This is a genomic window from uncultured Campylobacter sp. (assembly GCF_938039245.1).
In the GTDB taxonomy this organism is placed as follows: domain Bacteria; phylum Campylobacterota; class Campylobacteria; order Campylobacterales; family Campylobacteraceae; genus Campylobacter_A.
In genome coordinates this window covers 33,452-54,463 of the sequence record NZ_CALHVN010000064.1, presented here as the reverse complement: position 1 = coordinate 54,463, position 21,012 = coordinate 33,452, and the positions used below count along the sequence as shown (strand labels likewise).

At 46.0% G+C, this 21,012-nt stretch carries 17 protein-coding genes and 1 pseudogene; 4 read left to right on the top strand and 14 right to left on the bottom strand.

The window, feature by feature from the left end; all coding sequences use genetic code 11:
* Window position 1 precedes the first annotated feature (1 nt).
* The 6 genes and pseudogenes from Q0218_RS11185 to selA all read right to left on the bottom strand — a co-directional run bounded on the left by Q0218_RS11185 (window position 2) and on the right by selA (window position 7,445).
* The gene (locus tag Q0218_RS11185) at window positions 2-2,671 is read right to left on the bottom strand and encodes a formate dehydrogenase subunit alpha (RefSeq protein ID WP_297969641.1); all 2,670 of its coding nucleotides are present in this window, start codon (window positions 2,669-2,671) and stop codon (window positions 2-4) included.
* A gap of 48 nt (window positions 2,672-2,719) precedes the next feature.
* Window positions 2,720-2,914, bottom strand: a pseudogene (locus Q0218_RS11180) (hypothetical protein); the annotation flags it as partial.
* 77 nt (window positions 2,915-2,991) lie between these two features.
* A complete protein-coding gene (locus tag Q0218_RS11175; protein WP_297969621.1) occupies window positions 2,992-3,201 on the bottom strand; it encodes a twin-arginine translocation signal domain-containing protein in 210 nt (69 codons plus the stop codon).
* A 333-nt stretch (window positions 3,202-3,534) separates the two neighbouring features.
* Window positions 3,535-4,242 carry a thioredoxin fold domain-containing protein gene (locus Q0218_RS11170; RefSeq protein WP_297969619.1) on the bottom strand — a complete coding sequence of 236 codons (708 nt, stop codon included), beginning with the start codon at window positions 4,240-4,242 and terminating at the stop codon, window positions 3,535-3,537.
* Between the two features lie 60 nt (window positions 4,243-4,302).
* Window positions 4,303-6,123 carry a selenocysteine-specific translation elongation factor gene (gene selB, locus Q0218_RS11165; RefSeq protein WP_297969617.1) on the bottom strand — a complete coding sequence of 607 codons (1,821 nt, stop codon included), beginning with the start codon at window positions 6,121-6,123 and terminating at the stop codon, window positions 4,303-4,305.
* Window positions 6,120-7,445: an L-seryl-tRNA(Sec) selenium transferase gene (gene selA / locus Q0218_RS11160; protein WP_297969615.1), complete on the bottom strand. Its 1,326-nt coding sequence runs from the start codon at window positions 7,443-7,445 to the stop codon at window positions 6,120-6,122. Before selA ends, selB begins: the two co-directional genes overlap by 4 nt.
* 161 nt (window positions 7,446-7,606) lie before the next feature.
* On the opposite strand from selA, the gene Q0218_RS11155 reads away from it, so the two are divergent.
* Window positions 7,607-9,277 (top strand): 4Fe-4S binding protein, encoded by a 1,671-nt coding sequence (locus Q0218_RS11155; protein ID WP_297969613.1) that lies wholly within the window; start codon window positions 7,607-7,609, stop codon window positions 9,275-9,277.
* A complete protein-coding gene (locus Q0218_RS11150) occupies window positions 9,270-9,989 on the top strand; it encodes a formate dehydrogenase-specific chaperone (RefSeq protein ID WP_297969612.1) in 720 nt (239 codons plus the stop codon). The genes Q0218_RS11155 and Q0218_RS11150 overlap by 8 nt, the downstream gene beginning before the upstream one ends.
* A gap of 399 nt (window positions 9,990-10,388) precedes the next feature.
* On the opposite strand, the gene Q0218_RS11145 is transcribed toward Q0218_RS11150, so the two are convergent.
* The 8 genes from Q0218_RS11145 to Q0218_RS11110 all read right to left on the bottom strand — a co-directional run bounded on the left by Q0218_RS11145 (window position 10,389) and on the right by Q0218_RS11110 (window position 18,852).
* The gene (locus Q0218_RS11145; RefSeq protein ID WP_297969610.1) at window positions 10,389-11,054 is read right to left on the bottom strand and encodes an ABC transporter permease subunit; all 666 of its coding nucleotides are present in this window, start codon (window positions 11,052-11,054) and stop codon (window positions 10,389-10,391) included.
* A 176-nt stretch (window positions 11,055-11,230) separates the two neighbouring features.
* Window positions 11,231-11,932: a molybdate ABC transporter substrate-binding protein gene (gene modA, locus Q0218_RS11140; RefSeq protein ID WP_297969608.1), complete on the bottom strand. Its 702-nt coding sequence runs from the start codon at window positions 11,930-11,932 to the stop codon at window positions 11,231-11,233.
* Window positions 11,933-12,041: 109 nt separating this feature from the next.
* On the bottom strand, window positions 12,042-12,692 hold the full coding sequence (locus Q0218_RS11135; protein WP_297969606.1) for an ABC transporter ATP-binding protein: 651 nt from the start codon (window positions 12,690-12,692) through the stop codon (window positions 12,042-12,044).
* Entirely contained in the window at window positions 12,689-13,336 is a 648-nt protein-coding gene (locus Q0218_RS11130; protein WP_297969604.1) for a cobalt ABC transporter permease, read from the bottom strand. The genes Q0218_RS11135 and Q0218_RS11130 overlap by 4 nt, the downstream gene beginning before the upstream one ends.
* A complete protein-coding gene (locus Q0218_RS11125) occupies window positions 13,333-13,785 on the bottom strand; it encodes a hypothetical protein (RefSeq protein ID WP_297969602.1) in 453 nt (150 codons plus the stop codon). Before Q0218_RS11125 ends, Q0218_RS11130 begins: the two co-directional genes overlap by 4 nt.
* Window positions 13,779-14,366, bottom strand: a complete 588-nt coding sequence (cbiM, locus tag Q0218_RS11120) for a cobalt transporter CbiM (RefSeq protein ID WP_297969600.1) — start codon at window positions 14,364-14,366, stop codon at window positions 13,779-13,781. The genes Q0218_RS11125 and cbiM overlap by 7 nt, the downstream gene beginning before the upstream one ends.
* Complete coding sequence (locus Q0218_RS11115; protein WP_297969599.1) at window positions 14,367-15,113, bottom strand: DUF4198 domain-containing protein; 747 nt, start codon at window positions 15,111-15,113, stop codon at window positions 14,367-14,369.
* Between the two features lie 430 nt (window positions 15,114-15,543).
* Window positions 15,544-18,852 carry a S8 family serine peptidase gene (locus tag Q0218_RS11110; protein ID WP_297969598.1) on the bottom strand — a complete coding sequence of 1,103 codons (3,309 nt, stop codon included), beginning with the start codon at window positions 18,850-18,852 and terminating at the stop codon, window positions 15,544-15,546.
* Window positions 18,853-19,045: 193 nt separating this feature from the next.
* On the opposite strand from Q0218_RS11110, the gene dcd reads away from it, so the two are divergent.
* Together dcd and pseB are read left to right on the top strand one after the other, a co-directional pair.
* Complete coding sequence (gene dcd, locus Q0218_RS11105; RefSeq protein ID WP_295143672.1) at window positions 19,046-19,606, top strand: dCTP deaminase; 561 nt, start codon at window positions 19,046-19,048, stop codon at window positions 19,604-19,606.
* 275 nt (window positions 19,607-19,881) lie between these two features.
* The gene (gene pseB, locus Q0218_RS11100; protein ID WP_297969595.1) at window positions 19,882-20,880 is read left to right on the top strand and encodes a UDP-N-acetylglucosamine 4,6-dehydratase (inverting); all 999 of its coding nucleotides are present in this window, start codon (window positions 19,882-19,884) and stop codon (window positions 20,878-20,880) included.
* The last annotated feature ends 132 nt before the right edge of the window (window positions 20,881-21,012 follow it).

Sequence of the window (21,012 nt, the reverse complement as noted above, 5' to 3'; positions counted from 1 at the left end):
TTTATGCTCCCTCTTTACCTTGCGCATTGTTTTCGCCGTATTCGTGGAAGAAGGTCTTAAAGCCCTCTCCGTCTGCTTTTTCTATCCTACATAGACCGGCGTTAAACTCTGAAATTTGAGTTACCGGGTCAAAGCCGTAGTTGGTTACGGTGTTAAAGCTTTCGCCTATAGTATAAGGCTTGGTGCCCTCTGGATAGCGGTCTTCTAGGCTAACGCCTTGCATAACTCCGGCGAAGTTATACGGCATACAAATTCTATCCGGAGTTACCATGTAGCTGTGGTAACAGCGGACTTTGATCTTAGTGCCTTGCGGAGAGTGTATCCACATCATGTCGCGATCTTGGATACCGTATTTTAAGGCAAGCTCAGGGTGAACGTTAGCAAACATCTCAGGCGTTATCGCCGCTAGATATTTACTGGTTCGCTCTATCATTCCGGCGCCGCTTAAATTTACTACGCGCTGCGTACTAAACACGATAGGGAATTCCTTGCTCCAGTCTTTTGCCTGCTGCTCGGTTTTAAATTTAGTCTCTACGCGGAAATTTCTAGCCTGATCGTCGAATGTCGGATACTTTTGAACGAGATCCCAGCGCGGAGAGTGGATAGGCTCGCGGTGTTTAGGGATCGGATCTAGGAATTCCCAAACGATCATTCTAGCTCTTGCGTTACCGTAAGGCACTACGCCTTTTTCGCGGCATTTTTCTAGTATAAGTCCGCTATAGTCCATACTCCAGCTAGCGCCCATCTTTGCTTTTTCCTCTTCGGTTAGAGTTATGCCTAGTACTTTTTCGATATTTTCTTTGGTTATTTGCGGATAGCCGCCTTTTACCTGCGAGCCGACTAAGGTTGCATCCTCGCTAGCTAGTTGGCTAACGCCGTTATGCTCTAAGCCGAAGCGATTTCTAAATCCGCTGCCGCCTTCGGCATAAGGCTTACTCATATCGTAAAGTATCGGCGTACCAGGGTGTTTAGTATCCCATGCAGGCCAAGGTTTACCGTAGTACTCGCCTTTTACTTCTCCGCCGATACCCATTAACGTATCGGGATCGAAATTTTGCCAGTTAGCCTGATGCCTTCTAAACATCTCCGCCGTTCTACCGCCGTATCCGATAGAGCTTCCTATGCGAGCGATTTCGTTTGTCGCATCGTCAGGCCATACGAAGTCGTCTTTTACCTGCTTTATCTCGCGGTCCACGATGCCCATCTTCATGCCGCGGACGTATTCGTCGTAAAAGCCGAATTTTTTAGCGAATGCAAACATAACCTCTTGATCGGGCTTACTCTCGTAAAGCGGATCTACCACCTTAGTTCTCCATTGTCCGGAGCGATTCGTAGAGTTTAGGTGTCCCTCGTTTTCAAACGCGGTAGCAACCGGCAAGATATAAATTCCGTCTTTTCTATCGCTTAGAATTGCAACTTCGTTTACGAAAGGCTCAGCTACGACTAGCAAGTCAAGCTTATCTACGGCTTGTTGAATTTTAGTTAAGTGCGCCATAGAAGTTAGACCCGTTCCTTGCACCCAAAGAACGCGAAGCTTACCGCTAGTATATGTTTTTTCTTCTTTTAAGACGCCTTGCCACCATTTTGATAGCGACCAACCCTTTTCGTTTCTCCAGTTTCTATCCTCAGGATTTTGCGGATCGTGATAAAAATACTCTTCAAATACGGTATTTTTTACCGGAGCGCCGCCTTGTTTAGGTTCTTTCGTAGATACCGCGAAGCGTTTAATAAATTCGTCGTAATCAACGCCCCAGCCCTTACAGTAGTATTTCCATGCCGCGTCGGCTAGCCCGTAATACATCGGCAAGCTATCTGAAAGATTACACATATCGGTAGAGCCTTGGACGTTATCGTGACCGCGAATAATATTACAGCCGCCGCCCGGTTTACCCATGTTGCCTAAAATTAGCTGCATGATAGGTAAAATTCTCGTATTTGACGTACCTACGGAGTGCTGAGTGATACCTAGCGCCCAGATAACCGTTCCCGGTTTATTGTGAGCCATTATGCGCGCGGCTTGCATTAGCTTATCTACCGGTACTCCGGTAACGTCCGAAGTTACCTCAGGCGTCCAGTGCTCGGCCTCTTTTCTAATTTCCTCGATACCGTAAGTTCTATTTTCTAAAAATTCCTTATCTTCCCAGCCGTTTTTAAGGATAATATGAATTAATCCGTAGATTAACGCTACGTCCGTTCCCGAACGCTGTCTTAGATAAAGATCCGCTTTTGCCGCAGATTTCGTAAAATTCGGATCGGCTACGATAAGTATCGCGTTGTTCCTGTCTTTGGCCTGCAAGCTGTGCTTCATACCGCCGACCGGATTTGCGACGGCCGAATTTGCGCCTATCATAAAGATGGCTTTTGAGTTTGCAGCCATATCTCCGAAGTGATTCGTCATAGCGCCGTAACCCCAAGTATTCGCCACACCGGCGACTGTTGCGCTATGTCAAATGCGTGCTACGTGATCGTTGCTGTTTGTACCCCAAAATGCCGCAAATTTACGGAAATAATAACTCTGCTCGTTGTTAAATTTGGCTGAGCCTAGAAAAACCACGCTATCAGGACCGTCTTCTTTGCGGATTTGTAGCATTTTATCGCCGATCTCGTTTACGGCTTGCTCCCAGCTTATTCTCTCCCATTTACCGTTTACTTTTTTCATCGGGTATTTTATGCGCTGTTTGCTCTTGGTTAAGTCGATTTGATCGATACCTTTTGAGCAGTGGCTGCCTTGAGAGATCGGGTGAAACATCGCCATATCTTGGCGAACCCATACGCCGTCTTTTACCTCGGCTTCGATGCCGCAGCCTGCAGAACAAATAGAACAAATAGTTCTAACTTTTTTTGAGCCTTCAAAAGGATTTTTTATCTCCTCGTTAGTTGCTTTTCTAAACGTCTCGTTTTCACCAAATGCCATCGTGCTACCGGCACCAAGAGCGGCAAGCTTTAAAAACGAGCGTCTTCCTATACGTGAATCACTCATGGTTTTCTCCCTTAGTAAGCGATCTTATAGTAGTATTCCCACTCTTTGCTTTTTCTGTAAAGCACCTCTTTTTTGTTCGACTTACCCACGACTACGCCGTTGTCGTCGGGAGCAAGCTCGTCGCTAGTCGGCTTTGCGATAGCTGCGGCGGCTAACATAGTTCCGCCTACCGCGCCGACCTTCAGAGATTTTTTGAGGAAATCTCGTCTTGATCCTTGCATGTTTTCTCCTTTTTATCCCAAATTTGAAATTTTTGAGACGTTTTTAGAAAGATATTGTTCAAATTTTGCATATTTCCTGAGCGTAATGCGCCTTACAGACGCATATTTTAGGATACTTGCATATTTTAAAATATCACTGTGCAAATTTAGCATATTTTGAGAATAAACGAAGTAAAAATATTAGATTAATTAAGAAGCTTAATAAATAATTAAGAAAACCTAAAATTTAGCTTAAACTTCGATACTACGTATCAAGTTATAAACGTATATTTTATCAATTTCCAGAGGTTTTGAGCCAAATTTATCAAATTTAGCTCAAATTTTTATTAAAGATTATTTTTGTAAATCGCTTAAATTTACTATATAAGGCACGGAGCGAACACCTGCGGCAGCATATTTTTTACGTAGCTCATCCATAGTTTTTACGTTTTCTTCGCTAACGGCTCCGTCTGCTACGGTATAATCGCTTGCATAATACTTTCGTAAAATTTGGATTTTGTCGCTATCGGTTTTTGCGCTTGCAACATCTTTATATATCAAAAAGCTCTTTTGCAAAGACGAAACGTCGTGCACCGGAGTTAAAATCACGTTTACGTTACTTTCTTTTAGCGTTGCTTCTATTCTATCTAGCTCGGCTCGGCAGTACGGGCATTCAGGATCTGAAAACATCACGATAGTAGGTTTATTTTTGTCGCTTCCCAGCGTGATGATATTTTCTTTTTTCTCGTTCTTATAGGCTTTTGAGATATTTTTCGTCGCTATTTCATTTTTCATATCTTGCAGATACGATTTATGCTCTTTTAAATCTATAATGTCCGGAAAAAGCAAGTCGTCTTTAGCAAAGATAACCTCGTCTTGGCTGACTTGGCCGTTGCTTAAATTTACCGTGATCGCTTCTATACCGCCGGCTGCGGGTTTGCGACCGGTTACGGACACCTTTACGCCTTCGCCGAGCATCTGAGAGTAAAAATCGACCACTTGCGCGTCGGTAGCGGCAAACACCGCGCAGGCCGCCGTCAGCGATAATACTACTTTTTTCATTTCATTCCTTTTTTAAAAATTTGCGCGGATTATATTTGCTTTTTTTAAATAGATAAAAAATCACGCTTTTAAAACTCGGTCGGTGCCGTTTTTAACGATATTTGGATCTAGATCGAGCTGCTCGAGGTAGGCGATTATGTATTTTCTGCTCAAATTTAACGCCTCTTTCGCGTTCGTTACGTTTACGAATCCTTGCGCGGCGATGACGGCTTTTAGCTTGGCAAGCGCCTCGTTTAGGGCTTTTGACGTTACGAAAAGATTATGCGCGAGCCTCACCACGCGTCCGATGCCCGTTAGCTTTTTTAGCGCGTTATCGCCGCTAACTCGGTCTATCTCAAGCTCGTCGTAGATGTTATAGGGCGCTAGGGGAGCTAAATTTCCGCTTTGCAAGATCTCGTAAATTTTCTCTTCGAGCCTGATTTTTAGCTTGCTCATATCGACGCCCGTTTTGGTATAGACGCCGTCGTTTTTGGTTATCGCGCCCGCGCTTTCTAGCTCGTCAAGCGCCTTTTGGGCGATGTTTTCGCTAGCCCATGAGAGCTTTAGGCTGATGCTAGTAGCCGAAAATACAGCAAATTCGTTCTTTTCTATCATAAATTTGACCGCGCTTTTTATCCGATCGACTGCGCTTAGATCGTAGATGTTTAGCGCTTTTTCATCGACGAATACGTTTGGCGTTTGTTTTGCTATAGCTACGGCCTCCTCGTGATTTAGCCCGAAGCGCTGATAGGCCGAGATGATGCCAAAGCCGTTTTTATGCGTATCTTTTAGCATCGCAAAGGCGCTTACGAAATCCTTTTTAAGCAGCGAGTTTAAAAACGAAATTTTGCTTGATTTTTTCATCGGTTCGCTCACGGCGTTTAGCACCCTGCCGCCGCCTATGACGCGACCGTTTGCGATGAGCACGAAGGATTCGTCAAATTTCAAAAACATATCCCGCTCAAATTTAAACGTCGCAAATATCCCGCCGTCTTTTTGGCTTAAAATCAGCGCTTTTGCAGCCGCGGCCTTTGCGCCGACGCAAAACGTCACATTCTGCCCGTGCGTTAGCTCGCGCGCGAAAACGATCGCGTCTATCTCGCGAAATCCCCTAAAAAAGCCCTTTTTACTAAGCAATTGGCCTTTTTTTAGATCATTTAGCTCGATACCCGTCAAATTTAGCGCCACGCGGCTGCTAACTCCCACGCGGTCTACGAATTTATCGTGGCTCTGCACGCTTCGCACCTGCGCTTCTTTGCCGGCGTCATAGTTAAACAGCTTCTCGTTTTTGCTCACGCTGCCCTCTATCACGGTGCCCGTGACTACGTTTCCGATACCTTTTAGGCTAAAAACGCGGTCGATGTAGTATCTAAAAACGCCCTCTTGCTCGCGGTTAGCCGCCTTTAGCGTGAAAAGATAATTTCGCAGTTCGTCGATGCTCGCGCTATCCTTGATACTAACCGGGAAAATCTCCAAAATTTGCAGATTTTTGTAGTTTTGCGCGGCGGCGTAAATTTCGCCTTTTCGTTGTTCGATCAGCTCGGGAGTAGCCAAGTCGCACTTGGTAAGAGCTACGACGAGCGAACGAACGCCAAGGATATTTAAAACCTCCAAATGCTCCAAAGACTGCGGCATTAGCCCGTCGTTTGCCGCCACGACGAAGAGGCACGCGTCAAATCCGTACGCGCCGCTGATCATAGTTTTGATCAAATTTTCATGCCCCGGCACGTCGATAAATGCGATATTTTCGCCGTTTTTGCTCAAATTTGAAAAGCTAAGATCGATCGTGATCCCGCGCTTTTGCTCCTCCTCTAGCCTGTCGCCCTCAAAGCCGTTTAGTTCCTTTATCAGCGCCGTTTTGCCGTGGTCGATGTGCCCGGCCGTTCCTATTATTAAGCTCATTTTTCATCCGTTTCGTTGATTTTTTCTATCAAATTTTGTACGTCCGCGTCCAGCACGCTGCGAAGATCGAGCAAAAACTTACCCTCCTCTATACGCCCGATCACGAGATTTTTCCTAAATTTAGCCTCGTTTTCGTTCGCGTTTCCTTTGACGGCTAGAGCGATGCTAGGTATGCGTTTGTTGGGCATCGTGCCGCCGCCCACATAGGTCGTAGTGCGCACGACTTCAAGCGGATTTTTTAGTTGCGAGTTTATGAAATTTGCCGTGTTTTCCAGCTCCTCTACGCTTTTATATAGCTGCTTTATCGTCGTTATAAGCTCAAATTCGCGGTTTGCGTAGGCTTTCGCGCTTTCAGCCAGTAGCGAGATGATCACCTTATCCACGCGCAGCATTCTTAAAAGCTGATTTTTCTTTAGTTTTGCTATTAGTTCTCGTTTGCCTAGGATTATGCCGCACTGCACGGAGCCAAAGAGCTTATCGCCGCTAAAGCTAATGAGCGAGGCGTCTTTTAGATTTTTTAGATTCGGCTCGTTGCGCCCCAGACCGTATGGCAGCTCGCCGTAAAATCCGCCGCCAAGATCGAAATAATCAATGAGATTCCGCTCTCTTGCCAGCGCGCCAAGATCCGGCATCGCTACTTCCTCGCTAAAGCCCACGATGTCGAAATTTGATCTATGCACCTTTAAAATTAGCTTCGAGTTTTCGTTTATCGCCTCCTCGTAGTCGCGCAGATTGGTTTTATTCGTCGTACCCACTTCGCGCAGGATCGCGCCCGAGTTTGCCATGACTTCGGGCACGCGAAAACTCCCGCCGATCTCGACTAGCTCGCCTCTGCTGATGATAGCCTCGCCGCCTTTTGAGAAGGTATTTAGCACTAAAAATACCGCACTTGCGTTGTTGTTTACTATGACGGCGTCCTCAAAACCAAAAAGCTCCGCCAGCAGCCCGCCTACGTAATCGTAGCGGTTTGAGCGACCGCCCTTTTCGACGCTGTATTCTAAATTTGAATACCCCATAATCACGGGCTGGGCTCGGCGTAAAATTTCGGGATCGATCGCGCTGCGGCCGAGGTTGGTGTGGATGATGACGCCGGTTGCGTTTATCAGGCTGCGCAGGCTCAAATTTGACGCCTTTTCGTATCTTGCAAGCGTGTTTTGGACGATGTCGTCAAGCCCCGGGCATTTTTGCCCGCCTAAAATTTGAGCACGAAGGCTCTCTAGCTCGCACCTAGCGACTTTGGTTAGCAAGCTAACATCAAGCCCCGAGAAACGCTCGTTTTTTATAAATTTATCTATCTGCGGAAGTTTTCGTAGTTCGTTCAAATTAGCTCCTAGTAAATTTGTGTTACCGAGCGCGATTTTAGCATAAAATTGGATAAATCTAATCTTATTAAAAAAAATAAATGTAAAAATTCAGAGCCTATTAATGGCTTTAGTATTAAAATGCGCTCAATTTTGATAACACGTAGCGCGGGGAGAAAATCATGAAAGAATTCGGTTTTTACAACGATTTTGACGAGAATTTGATGCTAAACGAGCAGATCGAAGTAAACGGCGAAGGCGAGTATCTAGTCTCAAATTCGCCCAAACTAAAATCAAGCGTCGTAGCGCCTGAGATAAATTTTTATCTAAAAAATACCGCCGACTCGGTGCTAGATAAAGCTAAAAATACGCTTTTGCTTTATGAGGCTAGAGCTAGCGCCTTTGACCTAGCGCGCGACATCGACTACGAAAAGCAAGTCGGCAAAAACGTTGTGATCGTTAGCAACGGCGGACGCGAAAATTTGGCGAATTTGCTAAAGGAAAAAGGCTTTAAAACCATCGAGCTAACGCATTTTGAGATCAAATTCGTCTACGGCGCCGCAGGCGAGCTAAGCGTGCTAGTACTGCGCCCCGACGGCGAGTTTGAGGTGGATTGCGACTTTTTCCTCGTCGAAAACGCGCGCGAATACATGCTAAAGCAAAGCGGCTGCTACGAGATCGCGGGTAAAAGCGACGAGGAAATCGCCGCGCAGCTAGACGCGCAAAGCCCGAAATTTAAGTTTAAAAGCCACGTCCACTACGACTCCACGATCTGTCAGTATCACGAGCGCAGACACGAGATATGCGGCAGATGCGTCGAGGCCTGCCCTACGGTAGCGATCCTAAAAGAGGACGAGACCAAGCACTTAGTTTTCTCTCACGTCGACTGCGTAAACTGCGGCGGCTGCGTTAGCGTCTGCCCTAGCGGCGCGCTTGACTACTCCGATATGCCGAGAAACTCGTTTGCCCAGATAGCCAAGCTCTACCGAGATAAGATCGCTCTAGTCGTGCCTGCAAAGGCGAATTTAGAAAACTTAAGCCTAAATTTACCCGCAAACGTGCTGCCTTTTGCCGTGAGCGGCGAGAGATTTTTGAGCGAGACGCATCTGCTTACATTACTTCAAGAAAGCGGCGCGCAGGTCGTCATATACGAGCAAAATATCGGCAAAGGCACCAAAGACGCGGTGGATATTTTAAATCAAATTTACGAGCTTAAATTTAACGAAAAAGCCGTCCTCGTCGCGCAAAACGAAGACAAGCTAAAAAGCGCCCTATCTCAGGCTAAATTTATCGAAGGCTCGCAGCACTCCATGTCAGAGTACGCGCTGCCTAAACGCGAAATTTTCGCCAGACGCCTAGAGTGGCTTGTGGACGGGCAAAATTTAGGCTCCGTTAGCACCACCGAGCTCATCAGATACGGCCGCGTCGAGATAAACCGTGACACCTGCACGCTGTGCCTAAGCTGCGTGGGAGCCTGCAACGTCGCTGCCCTAGTCGCGGACAAGAAAACAAACTCCATAGTCTTTAACCCGAGCGTCTGCACCGCGTGCGGATACTGCGAGCTTAGCTGCGCGGAAAAAGACACGATATTTTTACGCCCGGGCAAGATCGATCTGGAGCCTAGTTTCTTTACCTTTAGCGAGCTAGCTAGAGACGAGCTTTTTGCCTGTATCGAGTGCGGCAAGGAGTTTGCGACCAAAAAGGCCGTCGAGAAGATCGCCTCGATCATGGAGCCTAGATTTAACGGCGATAAAGCCAAGATAAAAGCGCTGTACTGCTGCTCGGACTGTAAAGCCAAAGTGATGATAAAAGCGCAAATGGATCAAATGAGAGAAGAGGTTTTAAATGGATAATAACTTAACTAAAGCGCGCGCGTATTTTTACGAGTTTCTTGCCTATCCGCTATTTTTTCACATGCAAGATACCAAATTTAACCGCTGGCGCGAGCAGCTAGCCTACATAGCGACTAGTCCGGTTACGCCCCAAAGCGAGGCCGCGTTTGCAAATTTGGCAAAATTCGACTTTGAGAAATTCGCTAGAGAGCAAAACGACGTGCTTTTTGACTTTTCTTACTCCAACATCCCGCTAAACGCCTCATTTTACGAGGACGGACGCGACGACGGCGCGGCTAGACTGCGCGTTATCGAGTGCCTGAAGCTAAGTCCGTACCGCAGAGACGCGAACGTCTGCAAAGACAGCGAGGACTACGTCGGATTTATATTTTTAGCCACGGCGACTTTTTTGCGCGATGAAGCAGCCGGCGCGGCAGATATCAGTAGCAAGCTATTTACGGACGTTACGAATAAATTTATAGATGAATTTATCAAATTTTTATCCGCTCACAAAAACGCCGACTTTTTCGCCTCTTACGCGACTATCTTGCGCGATTTTATCGAGCTTGAGCGCGCGGTGCTAGGCGTGGAGGCTCCTCCTGCGCCGATCGGAGATAGCGCGGCGGTAGCCTCGATGAAAAAAGAACCGTTTCAAAGCAAGATGCCTACGGCCAAAACTAAACTCCGCTGGGAGGAGTTCTCGCCCGTTATCTCGCAGGAGTTTGACGACTAAATTCGCGTTTGCGGCATGATCGGTTTTAAACGAAGCAGCGCGGCTTGCCTGTAAACCCGCAAACGAATTGCCGCGGCTTGCTTAAATTTACCCTGCAGGCGCAAGAACCGAGCGCCTTGGCTTAGCTAAATTCGGCTTGGAGGTGCTCGCGTTAAATTTAATCCTTTATTTATCCAAATTTAGCTACGACTTAGCCGCACGAGCTTTTAACGTTTATGCGGATATAAAGGCTAAATTTAGCGCGCTCAAATTTGCGTTTATTTGTTTGAATTAGCCTGCTTTCGTGTAGGCGTGAAATTTACGTAAATTTGCAGGTTTTAAATCCGGCCGCAAAATACATACGGCGCAAATTTAAAGCAGTCTGCACAAAACCTAGCTTTTTGTCTTAATTTTATAGCTTCAGCCGTTCTTTTTAGTTCGCTCGAGAAAATTTATAAATCCAAAAAGCACCAAGCTAAGCACGACCAAAATCACGCTCAAAATGAGCGCGCGGCCGTTTTCGCCGTCGTAAACCGCATTATAGATAGCTAGCGAAACGGTGTCGGTTTTGCCTACGATATTGCCGCCTAGCATCAGCGTGATGCCAACCTCGCCAAGACCGCGAGCCAGGGCTAAAACGAGCGCCGAAACGACGCTTTTAAATACGTTTGGAATAAGGATAAAAACGGCGATCTCAAAGCGATTTTTGCCTAGGCTTTGACCCGCTTCGATTAAGCTTTTAGGCAGGCTTTCAAGCGCGCTTTGAACGGGTTTTACAAAAAGTGGCAAGCCAGCCAAAAACGAAGCGATAACGAGGGCTGAAAAGCTAAAAACGATCTGTAAATTTAACGCCTTGCCGATCACGCCGTTTCGCCCCAAGATATAAAGCAGCAAAAATCCCGTAGCAATCGGCGGAAAAATGAGTGGAAACATCACGGCCGCTTCTAAGACAGCCTTAAATCTGCCGCGGTAAAACGCCAAAAAATAAGCTGCGCCAAGCCCCAAAAACAGGAGCAGTACAAAAGTAACGGCAAGCGTTTTGGCGCTTAAAAGCAGCGGGTGAATAAGCCAGGCGAGTTCCTGCAAATTTTTTCCTTTTTTCGTTAAATTTCGCTTTTCGTTTGAGTTAAAATTTAGCGAGTAAATTTTAGCGTTTTTATTAAATTTGACGTCAAATTTGAGCGGTAAAAATCGTCAAATTTCGCTCCCGTGAAGCAAAATTTGACGGTAAATTTAACCGAGCCAAAAGCCGGCGATTTAAACTATTTTAGTCCAAATTTAGCGAAAATTTCCTTCGAGCGAGGAGTTTTTATCTCGTCTATAAATTTAGCGCACGCCTCGCTACCCTCGCACGCCGGAAGCTTTGCCGCCGAGATGAAAACAGGGCTATAAAGCGCCTCGTCGATGTAAATCACGCTGCCAAACTCACCCTCTCTAGCCACGGCTTCGGTCGAGTTGATAAAGCCAGCGTCCACTTCGCCGTTCGTGACGTAGGCGACTACTTGCGGTACGCCCGCAACGGGTAGCATCTTAGGCGCTAGATCGGCCTCTAGTCCCGAGTTTTTCAAAAACTCGGTAGTCCTCACGCCGTAGATCGCTTTTTTGGCGTCCGGCATCGCGATTTTAGCTAGATTTTTTAGCTCAGATACGTCTTTTATCTGCTTGCCTTTTGGCGTGACTAGCACCAAAGCGCCCTTGCCGATGCGCTCATAGCCTTTTATATCCAGATCGGTTTTCTTTAAAAACGCCTCGTCGCCCACGATCGCAGCCATCTTGCCCTCTTTTGCCTGGATAGTTATCTGGCCCAAATTTGCAAATGCGCCCTCGATCTGCACGCCGTCTTTTTTGAGATTTTCTATCACTTCAGTGACCGGTTTTTTGTACCCGCCGCCAGCTCCCACGAGCAAATTTTCGCCGCCAAAGGCAACCGCGGCCGCGATAGAAATAAGTAGTAATTTTTTCATAAAATTCTCCTTTGTAATAAAATTTAGTAATTTTATGAAATATATCATTATACATTGATAAATTTTACTATTTTCGGAGCTTTTTTAAAGAAGTATAAATAAAAATATTTTATATCGACTCTAGTCCGTTTTTAGTTAGACGGTACATCGCGCTTGCTACGTCGCTTATAAATTCCTTGTCGTGAGAGACGATTATCTGCGTGACGTCGAGGGATTTTAAGATAGCGGCTATCCTTGCTTGCATATCCGCATCAAGCGCGGTCGTAGGCTCGTCAAGTAGTAAAATTTTAGGCTCGGCTACCAGTATCCCAGCTAGCGCGACGAGCTTTTTCTCGCCTCCTGAGAGATTAAACACTATCTCGTCTTTTAGATGCCAAATTTCAAGCTCGCGTAAAATTTTCTCGGCTTTTGTCCTAGCTGGCTCTTTGTCCTCGCCGCGGCTAAGTAGCGAAAACATCACGTCATCAAGTACGCTAGGGCAGATGAAACAATCGTTGCTTTCTTGAAAAAGATAGCCCACGTCGCGGCGAAACGGCTTATACTCCTCTAGATTTGAAATTTTATGATGAAAAAGCTCTATATAGCCCAAAGAGGGCGCTTTAAGCCCGGCCATTATCTCGAGCAAGGTACTTTTACCGCAGCCGTTTGGGCCTATGAGAGCGATTTTATCCTTGTGCGTCGCGTTTAAATTTAGATTTTCAAAAAGCGTTCTTTCGCCTATTTTGGCGCAGACGTTTTTTAGGCTTATCGTGCAGCTCATATCAGGACTCCTAAACTAAAAATATAACAACACGCCGTTAAAGCGATTATAGCGGCGTCTTTCGCGCCTATTTTGAGGCCTTTAGCTCCGTAAAGTTTGCCCTCAAATCCCCTGCAAACAAAGGTTTTTTCAAGAACGCTAGCCTTATAAAACGCTTCCAAAAAAAGCATAGCGACTAAATTTGCGTAAATTTTATAGGTAAAAAGCGAGGTTTTAGGCTCAAATCCGCGAACTTTTAGAGTCTTTTTTAGCCTTGCAAATATCGTTTTAAGATCGGCCGTAAATTTAGCGCTAAAATAAAAAATCGCCGTTAGTTTATCGCCTAAATTTAGCGACGAAACGGCAAGCGCGATACTGAAATAATCGCTCCTATAAAAGGCCAGCCGCCCAAAAAGTATGATCAAATTCGACCTTATAAATATCAGCTTTGCAAGCGCGTATTCTTCGTAAAGAACGAGGCTTAAGACGACTAAGATTATAAAAATATTTAGTTTTAAAACGGATTTTAAAACTTCAAAAAGATTTTTAAAATTTAAAATCGCTAAAAAAAGCACGGGCACAATGAAAACGGCGTCCGTAGCGCTTGAAAGCGAGACTTTGAAGCTAAAAAAAGTAAAGCAAACCAGCAAAACGGATAGGTTCATTTGCCTCTTTTTACTAGATAAATTCCGCCGAAAAACAGCCCGATCCCGGAAAACGCAAGGATAAATTTAAGCGCATAAGCCTTAAAATCCTCTTCGCTCTCGTCAAATTTGACGCTTGAGACGTCGCTTGACGCGTTACTTTCGGCGCTTTTTGGTTCTTCTTTATGCGCAGTAAATTTTATCCTTTTTTCATGCGCCAGTCCGCCGTCGATTACGATTTCAAATTCGTCAGCGGGGATTTTAACCCTAGCAAAGCCCTTTTCGTCGGTTTGTGCGCTTGCGATCCGGGCGCCGTCTTTTATGAAAGATACGGGGCAATTTTTACAAGGGGAATTACCGTAAAAATAGCTCTTTATCTCGACGAATTCGCCCTCTTGCTTTGTAAAGCCTTTTAGCGAGTGCGCATTTAGGATGCCTGCAAAAAGCATGATCAAAAGTATTTTTAGCAAATCAAAAGATCCTTTTTAACCCTATAAATAAAAGAAAGCGAAAAAAGCGAGATGATCCCCTCAAGCGCCATAAGGGCTAAATTTGAAGTAAAAACGAGCGCGGCTACGGGGGCGAATTCTTTACCGTTTAAAACGAGCGTCAAGGATAACAAAACCGAGGAACAAAGTATAGGCAAAAACCCTATCAAAAACCAGAAAAACGACCTGTATCGCTTGAAAGACAGCTTTAAAAGATATGGGCTAAGAAGCGCGGGAGAGGCGATGATCAGTAAATTTACGCCAAGGGCGCTCAGGCCGCCGTAACCGAAAAGCAAGGCCTGAAAAAACAGCGCGATGAAAATAGCCAAAACCGCATTTGCGCCCAAAAACGCTCCCGCAAGGCCGCTTAGCACGAGATGTATAGACGTAACGCCGATAGGCATATGGATAAAAGACGCAGTAAAAAACATCGCGCTGACGGCCGCTACTTTGGGTATCTCGCCGGTTTTTAGCTTGTAAAGCAAGCCAGACACCCAAACTACGCAAACGGCCGAGCAAGGCACGATGATCTCGGGTTTTAAAACACCTTCGCTAATGTGCATTTATTTATACTCTTTAGTTTGCACCCAGATGACGGCTCCAAGCTCCACGGGGTACTCTTTGCCCTCGTGTTTTATCTTTTGGTCGTCGTCTATCAGCGCGGCAAATCCCCACCAACCCTCAAGCGGCATCGCAAAACTAAATTCGCCCTGCTCGTTAGTGTTTACGACCTGCGTCACATGCGCATCGGACGGAGCTTTTAGCCCCTTGGTATTATAGTACTCCACCTCGACGGTTACGTTTTTAGCGCGCTTTCCTTTATAGTAAACCACGCCTGAAAATAAATTTCCCTTATAAAGTCCGTATGGACGCGTTAGCGGCACTATCTCGGCTTTTAGCCCGGTCGGTTTATCCCAGCCATCGCCGTAGCCGTAGGCATCGACGACGGTTTTTGTTATATGCCTTATAAATTTATCCTCCGCAGGCTCGAAATAGGGCTTTGGATCCATATAAAACTGATAGACGCCCGGCTCCTTTACGTCGTATTTAGTCGTAAAGTAGCTAAATTTATCCTCTTTAAGCTCTTTTAGGTCTTTTATAGCCTCTTTTTTACCGTTTATAAAAACGCCCGCCTCGTTTGGAAGGGTCAGGTTCATCATATCGCCCTCAAAAGGATGGCTAAATTTGTAAGTAATCTGCAAATTCGCCTCTTTCTCGTCGTCTACGGTCGAATTTGACGGTACGACCATACCAAAATGCGCATAAGCGCTAACGCCTAAAAGCATAAGCGCCAAAGACTTGATTTTCATTTTTGCTCCTTTTGAAGGTATTTGGTAAATGAAATTGTACCCCTGCAAAGCTTATTATTTATTAAATTTTTGAGATAAATCATATTTAAAGTATAAGAAAAATATTTTAGTATTATTTACATCTGCATAAAATAATAAAACTGATAACAAAACGCGGCTTAAGAAGTAGTAAAATAGGCACACAAATTTTAGGTAAATTTAAAAAAGAGCGTCAAGCTACCGCTACAATTCAGTTTACATAGCTTGTATTTACGGGTAATTTTTCGCCGCAGAAGATAGCCTCCGACCGCAAAAACTTAGGGGTGTATAAAAAGCCGCATTTTGGGGATAAACCACTCCGTCTCCAAAATGCGGAAAATTTACAAAAAGTCAAATTTGAACCCGTCGCAAGCTAAGTAAATTTAGCTCGCTTTTGATTAAATTTACGCCGCTAAAACGCCCAACTAAACTTAGCATTTACGCCGTTTGATTTTACGTTACTGCCGTATGCTCCTACGTAGCTAAGGCCGACTCTAAAATTCCTAGTAAATGCAACCTCTATACCAAGCTCGGTAGTGGCTACATCTTTTAGCTTTTCGCCCTCTAGTTTAGTTGCGCCAAGGCCGGTTACGTTCATATGAGCGCTCGGAGTTTTGTCGCCGAAGAAGCGGTTGTATGCTATATCGGCTTTTGCGATTAAGCCTACGCCGTCCATGGTAAATGCTATGCTAGGTTTTACGCCTACGCTTGCTACTTGCAAGTCTCTATCCTCGTTTTTAACCTGCACTAAAGAATTTGCTACATCGTCGTTTTTAAAGCGGATATAGGTTAGTCCTGCATAAGGCTCTAGGCTAAAGCCGTTTTCATAGCTTAGTCCGGTATAGGCGATCTGAGCAAATGCGCTAATCGCTGATGCGTCGGCGTCTTTATACTCGTAAGCCAAAGGAGCGTATGAGCTAACGACTCTTTTTTCTTGATCAAATTTCGAGTAGATAGCGCCTAGGCTGATTTTGATAGGATCAAGTCCTATATCGCCGTAGATACCCGCATGCGCGTCTTTGCTTTTGACCGCCTTGCTATCGCCTAGTTTGTGATTTGTTTTGCCAAGCCCTACGAATACGCCAGCTTTCGAGCTATCGCCTACTAGAAAATCGACGCCTACTAGATTCGTAAATGCATTCGTGCCTAGTCTGCCGCCGGCGTTATTGTCAGAGGTTACTCTGCTTGCGCTACTAAGTAGCCAAAGCTCGACTCCCGTGTCGATATCGGCTCTTTTAGCTCCGTTTTTGTTTTTAACCGAATTTGCGAGCACAAACGAGTCTATAGCGGAGTTATTTTGCGCTTTAAAGTCTAAATCATTTGAAAAAGCGCCAAAGTATGCCGCCGCTACGTTATGAGTGGCTCCGAGCATAGACGAATAAATAGCGCTGCCCGGATTTGCCTCGACTAATCTTGCAAACGACTTCTCGGCGCTAGTAGAGGCTACCTCCTCCATGCTTTTGCCTTTTTGCAAGGAAAGAGCTAAATTTGAGCCGGTAGCAACTTCTTTAGCGGTTTTAAAGAATGCATAGCTATCCTCGACGCTAGCCAAATTTACTCCCGCAAAGTTTCCGCTCGCACTTAGGGTTTTCTTTAGAGTAGGATTTGCCGCCAAATTTGCAAGCTCGGCGTTTGATAACATAGCCGCTTTCAATAAAGAGCCCTCTTTAAAGGTTAAATTTAGGTTATGTGCGCCGTCGTTAACTACGAATGCGCCGCCTGCGTTTATAACAGCATTAACTTGCGTAGCGTCGCTTGCCTTGGTCGTGCTCACGAAACCGCTAGCACTTGGCGTTTTGTAAGCAATAGCGTTTAAAACCTCAAATTCGCCGCCCCTATGGACGTTTACGCTTCTTGAAGACGAGATTGATTGATTTAGAGCCGAGACTTTACCGCCGTATATATCGACCGCTCCGGTAAAGCTATTATCTCCGGCAAGAGTCAAAGCGCCGTCTCCTCTTTTAGTTAGCGAGCCTTCATAGCCCTCGGCCACCCTTGCGACCCTAGCCTGCTCTCTTGCGGTTTCAAAGGTCATCTCGGCTTTTTCTTCCGCGCTCAAATTCGGCTTAGCGTTAAGAGTCGCTTTTCTAGCCGCCCAAGCCGCAGCGTCGCTATCGTCCTCGGTTTTTCTAAATTTGATGGCGACGTCTGAAATGTTATTTGTCCAGATATCGTCTTGATCCATCGCGACGTCGAAGTTTCCTAAAAACTGTCCGGGACCGAACATCGCCTTGCCAAGATCGAGTATGCCCCAGCCCCAGACGTTGCTAGGTACGCCCTCGCCGTCGCTACCCCAACGCTCTAGCATGCCGCCTGCACCGTGACCGGCTCTTAGCGTCCTTTGTCTAGCCGTAGTTAGCATAGTTTCTCTAATCTGAGGCATGCTCATATACGGATAGCGCTGCATTATGACGCCCAAGGCTCCGCTAACGTGAGGAGCGGCCATAGAAGTACCGCCCGATGATTTATATATAGCTTTGCCGTATGTTGCATTGTCGGTAAGCTCGACGTACGCGGAATAAATCTCTTCGGCCGGAGCTGCGATCGTCCACCACTTCGAGTGTCCGGCAAGGTTAAATTCCTGAATATCCGAGGATGCCTTATGTCCTCTTATGTATTCGCTAGAATCATTAGGATAGCCATCCGCGCCGGTTTGGCCTGTGACGTTGATCCAGTAGTCCTCGGCATCCGGTCTAAAATAAGGCAATGCCGCGCGAGTGAAAGATTCGGCCATTAGGCTCCTATTTCCAGCCGTAAATACCTGGATAACCCCTCTTTTTACCGCTACTTCGTAGGCTGCATCCAAAAAGCTTTTTTCGCCGCTAGTTACGAACTGATAATAAGCCTTTTTCGCCTCGTTTATATCTTTTAAATTTATATGGTCTTTTGCTGCGGTAGTTTGATTGGCCACCGTTACGTCGTAAAACTCCACATCGTATTCAGGCACGGCTCGCCAGTCATAAGTAGGCTTATATCCCAGCGCGCCCGCAAAAGACGAATTTACGCGCCTATTAGAACCCCAGCTGTTGTTTATCACTTTCGCGCCCGCGTCGGCCAAGGCGGTGTAGCCTTTTAAGAAATAGTTGTAGTCTTGATTTGGCCCGTAAGTCATATTATCGTTGCCGCCGGTATTTGCGGAGTATAGCTGCGCGCCAAACGCAACGCCGTGCATGCCGCTACCGTCTCTACTAGCCGCCATCGTACCGCCCACGTGGGTGCCGTGAGCGTCATTTACGCCCCTTACCCAACTACCGTCGTCGTTAAAAACTTCGCCTTTTTTAAACACGCCGTTGTCGTTTTTATTAAAATTTCGCTTGCCGTCTTTTACTGGCTGATTTTTATCTATCGGGCCGTTTCCTAGCGCGGCATCAGGATATCTCATGCCGTTTTTGCCATAGTTACCGATCGTTTTTACTGTATGAATCCTACCGTCTTGAAACTCTGGGTGGCTCAAAAGTACGCCAGAGTCCATGGCGCCGATCTTTGTTCCGCTACCGTTAAAGCCTAGCGCGTAAGCCGTGGAGGCGTTCATAGAGACTAGTCCCCAGTCTTTTTTATACTCCGCGCTCTCCCAGCTAGAAGTGTTTCCGGAAACGCCGGCCTCGGTGTAAGCATAAGCTCCGCTTGCGGCTAATAGCAAACAGGTAAGCGCTGAAAGAGGCAAATTTGAGCCCTCGCTGCTGCGTAAATTTACGAATCTACGCGATACGTTTGAATACATTATTTCCCTTTCGCTTAAAAAAATTTAAAATGTGTTATTATACTAAGCTTTAATTTAAAGATTAATTATAAAAAATAAGAAAATTTACCAGCAAAATATTCAAATTTGATAAAATTTATCGCAAAACGGCGATCAAATTTTAGGTAAATTGAAATTATGTTATAATCGCGTAAAATTAAAATAAAGGTAAAAAATGGGGCTGAAATCTGACGCCTGGATACGCAAAATGTCGCACGAAAAGGCGATGATAGTGCCGTTTGCCGAGGAGCAGGTCGGACGTGGCGTGGTTAGCTACGGAGTGTCTAGCTACGGCTACGATATCCGCGTGGGCGACGAGTTTAAAATCTTTACGAATATCGGCGGTACCGTAGTCGATCCGAAAAATTTCGACGAGAAAAACGTGGTTGACTTTAAAGGTGGCGTCTGCATCGTTCCGCCAAATTCATTCGCTCTAGCGCGCACGATCGAGTATTTTAACATGCCAGATAACGTGCTAGCCATCTGCCTAGGCAAAAGCACCTACGCTCGCTGCGGGATCATCGTAAACGTCACGCCTTTTGAGCCCGGATTTAAGGGGCACATCACGATCGAGATATCAAATACGACGCCGCTACCGGCTAAAATTTACGCGAACGAAGGCATCGCGCAGGTGCTATTTATCGAGGGCGACGAACCGTGCGAAGTGACATACGCGGACAAAAAGGGCAAGTATCAGGCGCAAGAAGGCATAACCCTGCCTAGGATTTTGAAGTAAAAGCGAAAAATACCGCGTCCCAGGTTAAATTCGCCGAGCGAAATTTGATAAGGCACGGTTTTTGCTCCGACTGAATAAAATTTAAATAAACGGCGAACTGGTTTTGCGTTTAGACGAGACGGATTAAAATTTTACGACGGAAGCTACCTCGTCGGTAGTGACCGAGTGAAATTTTAATCCTTCTGCTTGCAATTGCGACCGCAAGGAAAGCAAAGCGAAGTATAAACCAAAAAGACGAGCTGTCAAAAAGATAAAGCCGTAATTAAGGAAAATATATGTTTAACGGAAAATCCATCCTCATCACCGGCGGCACCGGTTCATTCGGCAAAAAATACACCGAAATTTTACTCTCCAAATTTAAACCAAAAAGGCTAGTTATCTACTCTCGCGACGAGCTCAAACAGTACGAGATGGCGCAGGTTTTTAAAGACCCCGCGATGCGATTTTTCATCGGCGACGTACGCGACGAAAAACGCCTGATGACTGCGATGAACGGCATCGACTACGTCATCCACGCAGCAGCCATGAAGCACGTGCCTATCGCGGAATACAACCCGATGGAGTGCATAAAAACCAATGTTAACGGCGCGCAAAACGTCATCGACGCAGCGCTTGAGTGCGGCGTGAGCAAGGTCATCGCGCTCTCGACCGACAAGGCGTGCAACCCCGTAAATTTGTACGGCGCGACCAAGCTTGCCAGCGATAAGCTATTCGTCGCGGCAAACAACATCGCGGGTAGCAAAAAAACGCGATTTAGCGTCGTTCGCTACGGCAACGTCGTGGGCTCTCGCGGCTCGGTCGTACCGCTGTTTAAGAAGCTAATCGCGGAAGGCGCGAAGGAGCTGCCGATCACGCACGCGGATATGACGCGGTTTTGGATCACGCTAGAACAGGGCGTGAATTTCGTACTTAAAAACTTCGAGCGCATGAAAGGCGGCGAAATTTTCATCCCCAAAATCCCGTCGATGACGATGATAGAGCTTGCTCGCTCCATGGCGCCGCAACTTGGCGTAAAAATAATCGGCATCCGCCCGGGCGAAAAGATGCACGAGGTCATGGTCGGCAAGGACGACGCGCACCTAACGTACGAGTTTGACGACCACTATGTAATCAGCCCGTCGATCAAATTTACGAGCAAGGACGATGATTTTAGCATAAACGCGCTAGGTGAAAAAGGGCGTCTCGTGGAGGAAAATTTCGAGTACAGCTCGGATAAAAATAAAATTTGGCTCGGTAAAGACGGACTTTTAGAGATGATCGAGGCTAGTAAATAATTTGGCCGAAATTTATAAAATTTGAGCCGAAGCCTTTAAATTTTAGAAAAACGAGGCGAAGTATTTTTGCGTTTAGACGAGGCAGAAATAAGCCGAGCGAGGGCGCATACATATAGTATGTAACCGAGCTTC

Excerpts from the sequence above, each read along its gene's own strand:
- selB (WP_297969617.1), bottom strand. The coding sequence starts at position 6,123 with ATGAGCTTAATAATAGGAACGGCCGGGCACATCGACCACGGCAAAACG.
- dcd (WP_295143672.1), top strand. The coding sequence starts at position 19,046 with ATGGGGCTGAAATCTGACGCCTGGATACGCAAAATGTCGCACGAAAAG.
- Q0218_RS11115 (WP_297969599.1), bottom strand. The coding sequence starts at position 15,113 with ATGAAAATCAAGTCTTTGGCGCTTATGCTTTTAGGCGTTAGCGCTTAT.
- Q0218_RS11135 (WP_297969606.1), bottom strand. The coding sequence starts at position 12,692 with ATGAGCTGCACGATAAGCCTAAAAAACGTCTGCGCCAAAATAGGCGAA.
- modA (WP_297969608.1), bottom strand. The coding sequence starts at position 11,932 with ATGAAAAAATTACTACTTATTTCTATCGCGGCCGCGGTTGCCTTTGGC.
- Q0218_RS11130 (WP_297969604.1), bottom strand. The coding sequence starts at position 13,336 with ATGAACCTATCCGTTTTGCTGGTTTGCTTTACTTTTTTTAGCTTCAAA.
- Q0218_RS11170 (WP_297969619.1), bottom strand. The coding sequence starts at position 4,242 with ATGAAAAAAGTAGTATTATCGCTGACGGCGGCCTGCGCGGTGTTTGCC.
- Q0218_RS11150 (WP_297969612.1), top strand. The coding sequence starts at position 9,270 with ATGGATAATAACTTAACTAAAGCGCGCGCGTATTTTTACGAGTTTCTT.
- Q0218_RS11110 (WP_297969598.1), bottom strand. The coding sequence starts at position 18,852 with ATGTATTCAAACGTATCGCGTAGATTCGTAAATTTACGCAGCAGCGAG.
- Q0218_RS11155 (WP_297969613.1), top strand. The coding sequence starts at position 7,607 with ATGAAAGAATTCGGTTTTTACAACGATTTTGACGAGAATTTGATGCTA.
- Q0218_RS11175 (WP_297969621.1), bottom strand. The coding sequence starts at position 3,201 with ATGCAAGGATCAAGACGAGATTTCCTCAAAAAATCTCTGAAGGTCGGC.
- pseB (WP_297969595.1), top strand. The coding sequence starts at position 19,882 with ATGTTTAACGGAAAATCCATCCTCATCACCGGCGGCACCGGTTCATTC.
- cbiM (WP_297969600.1), bottom strand. The coding sequence starts at position 14,366 with ATGCACATTAGCGAAGGTGTTTTAAAACCCGAGATCATCGTGCCTTGC.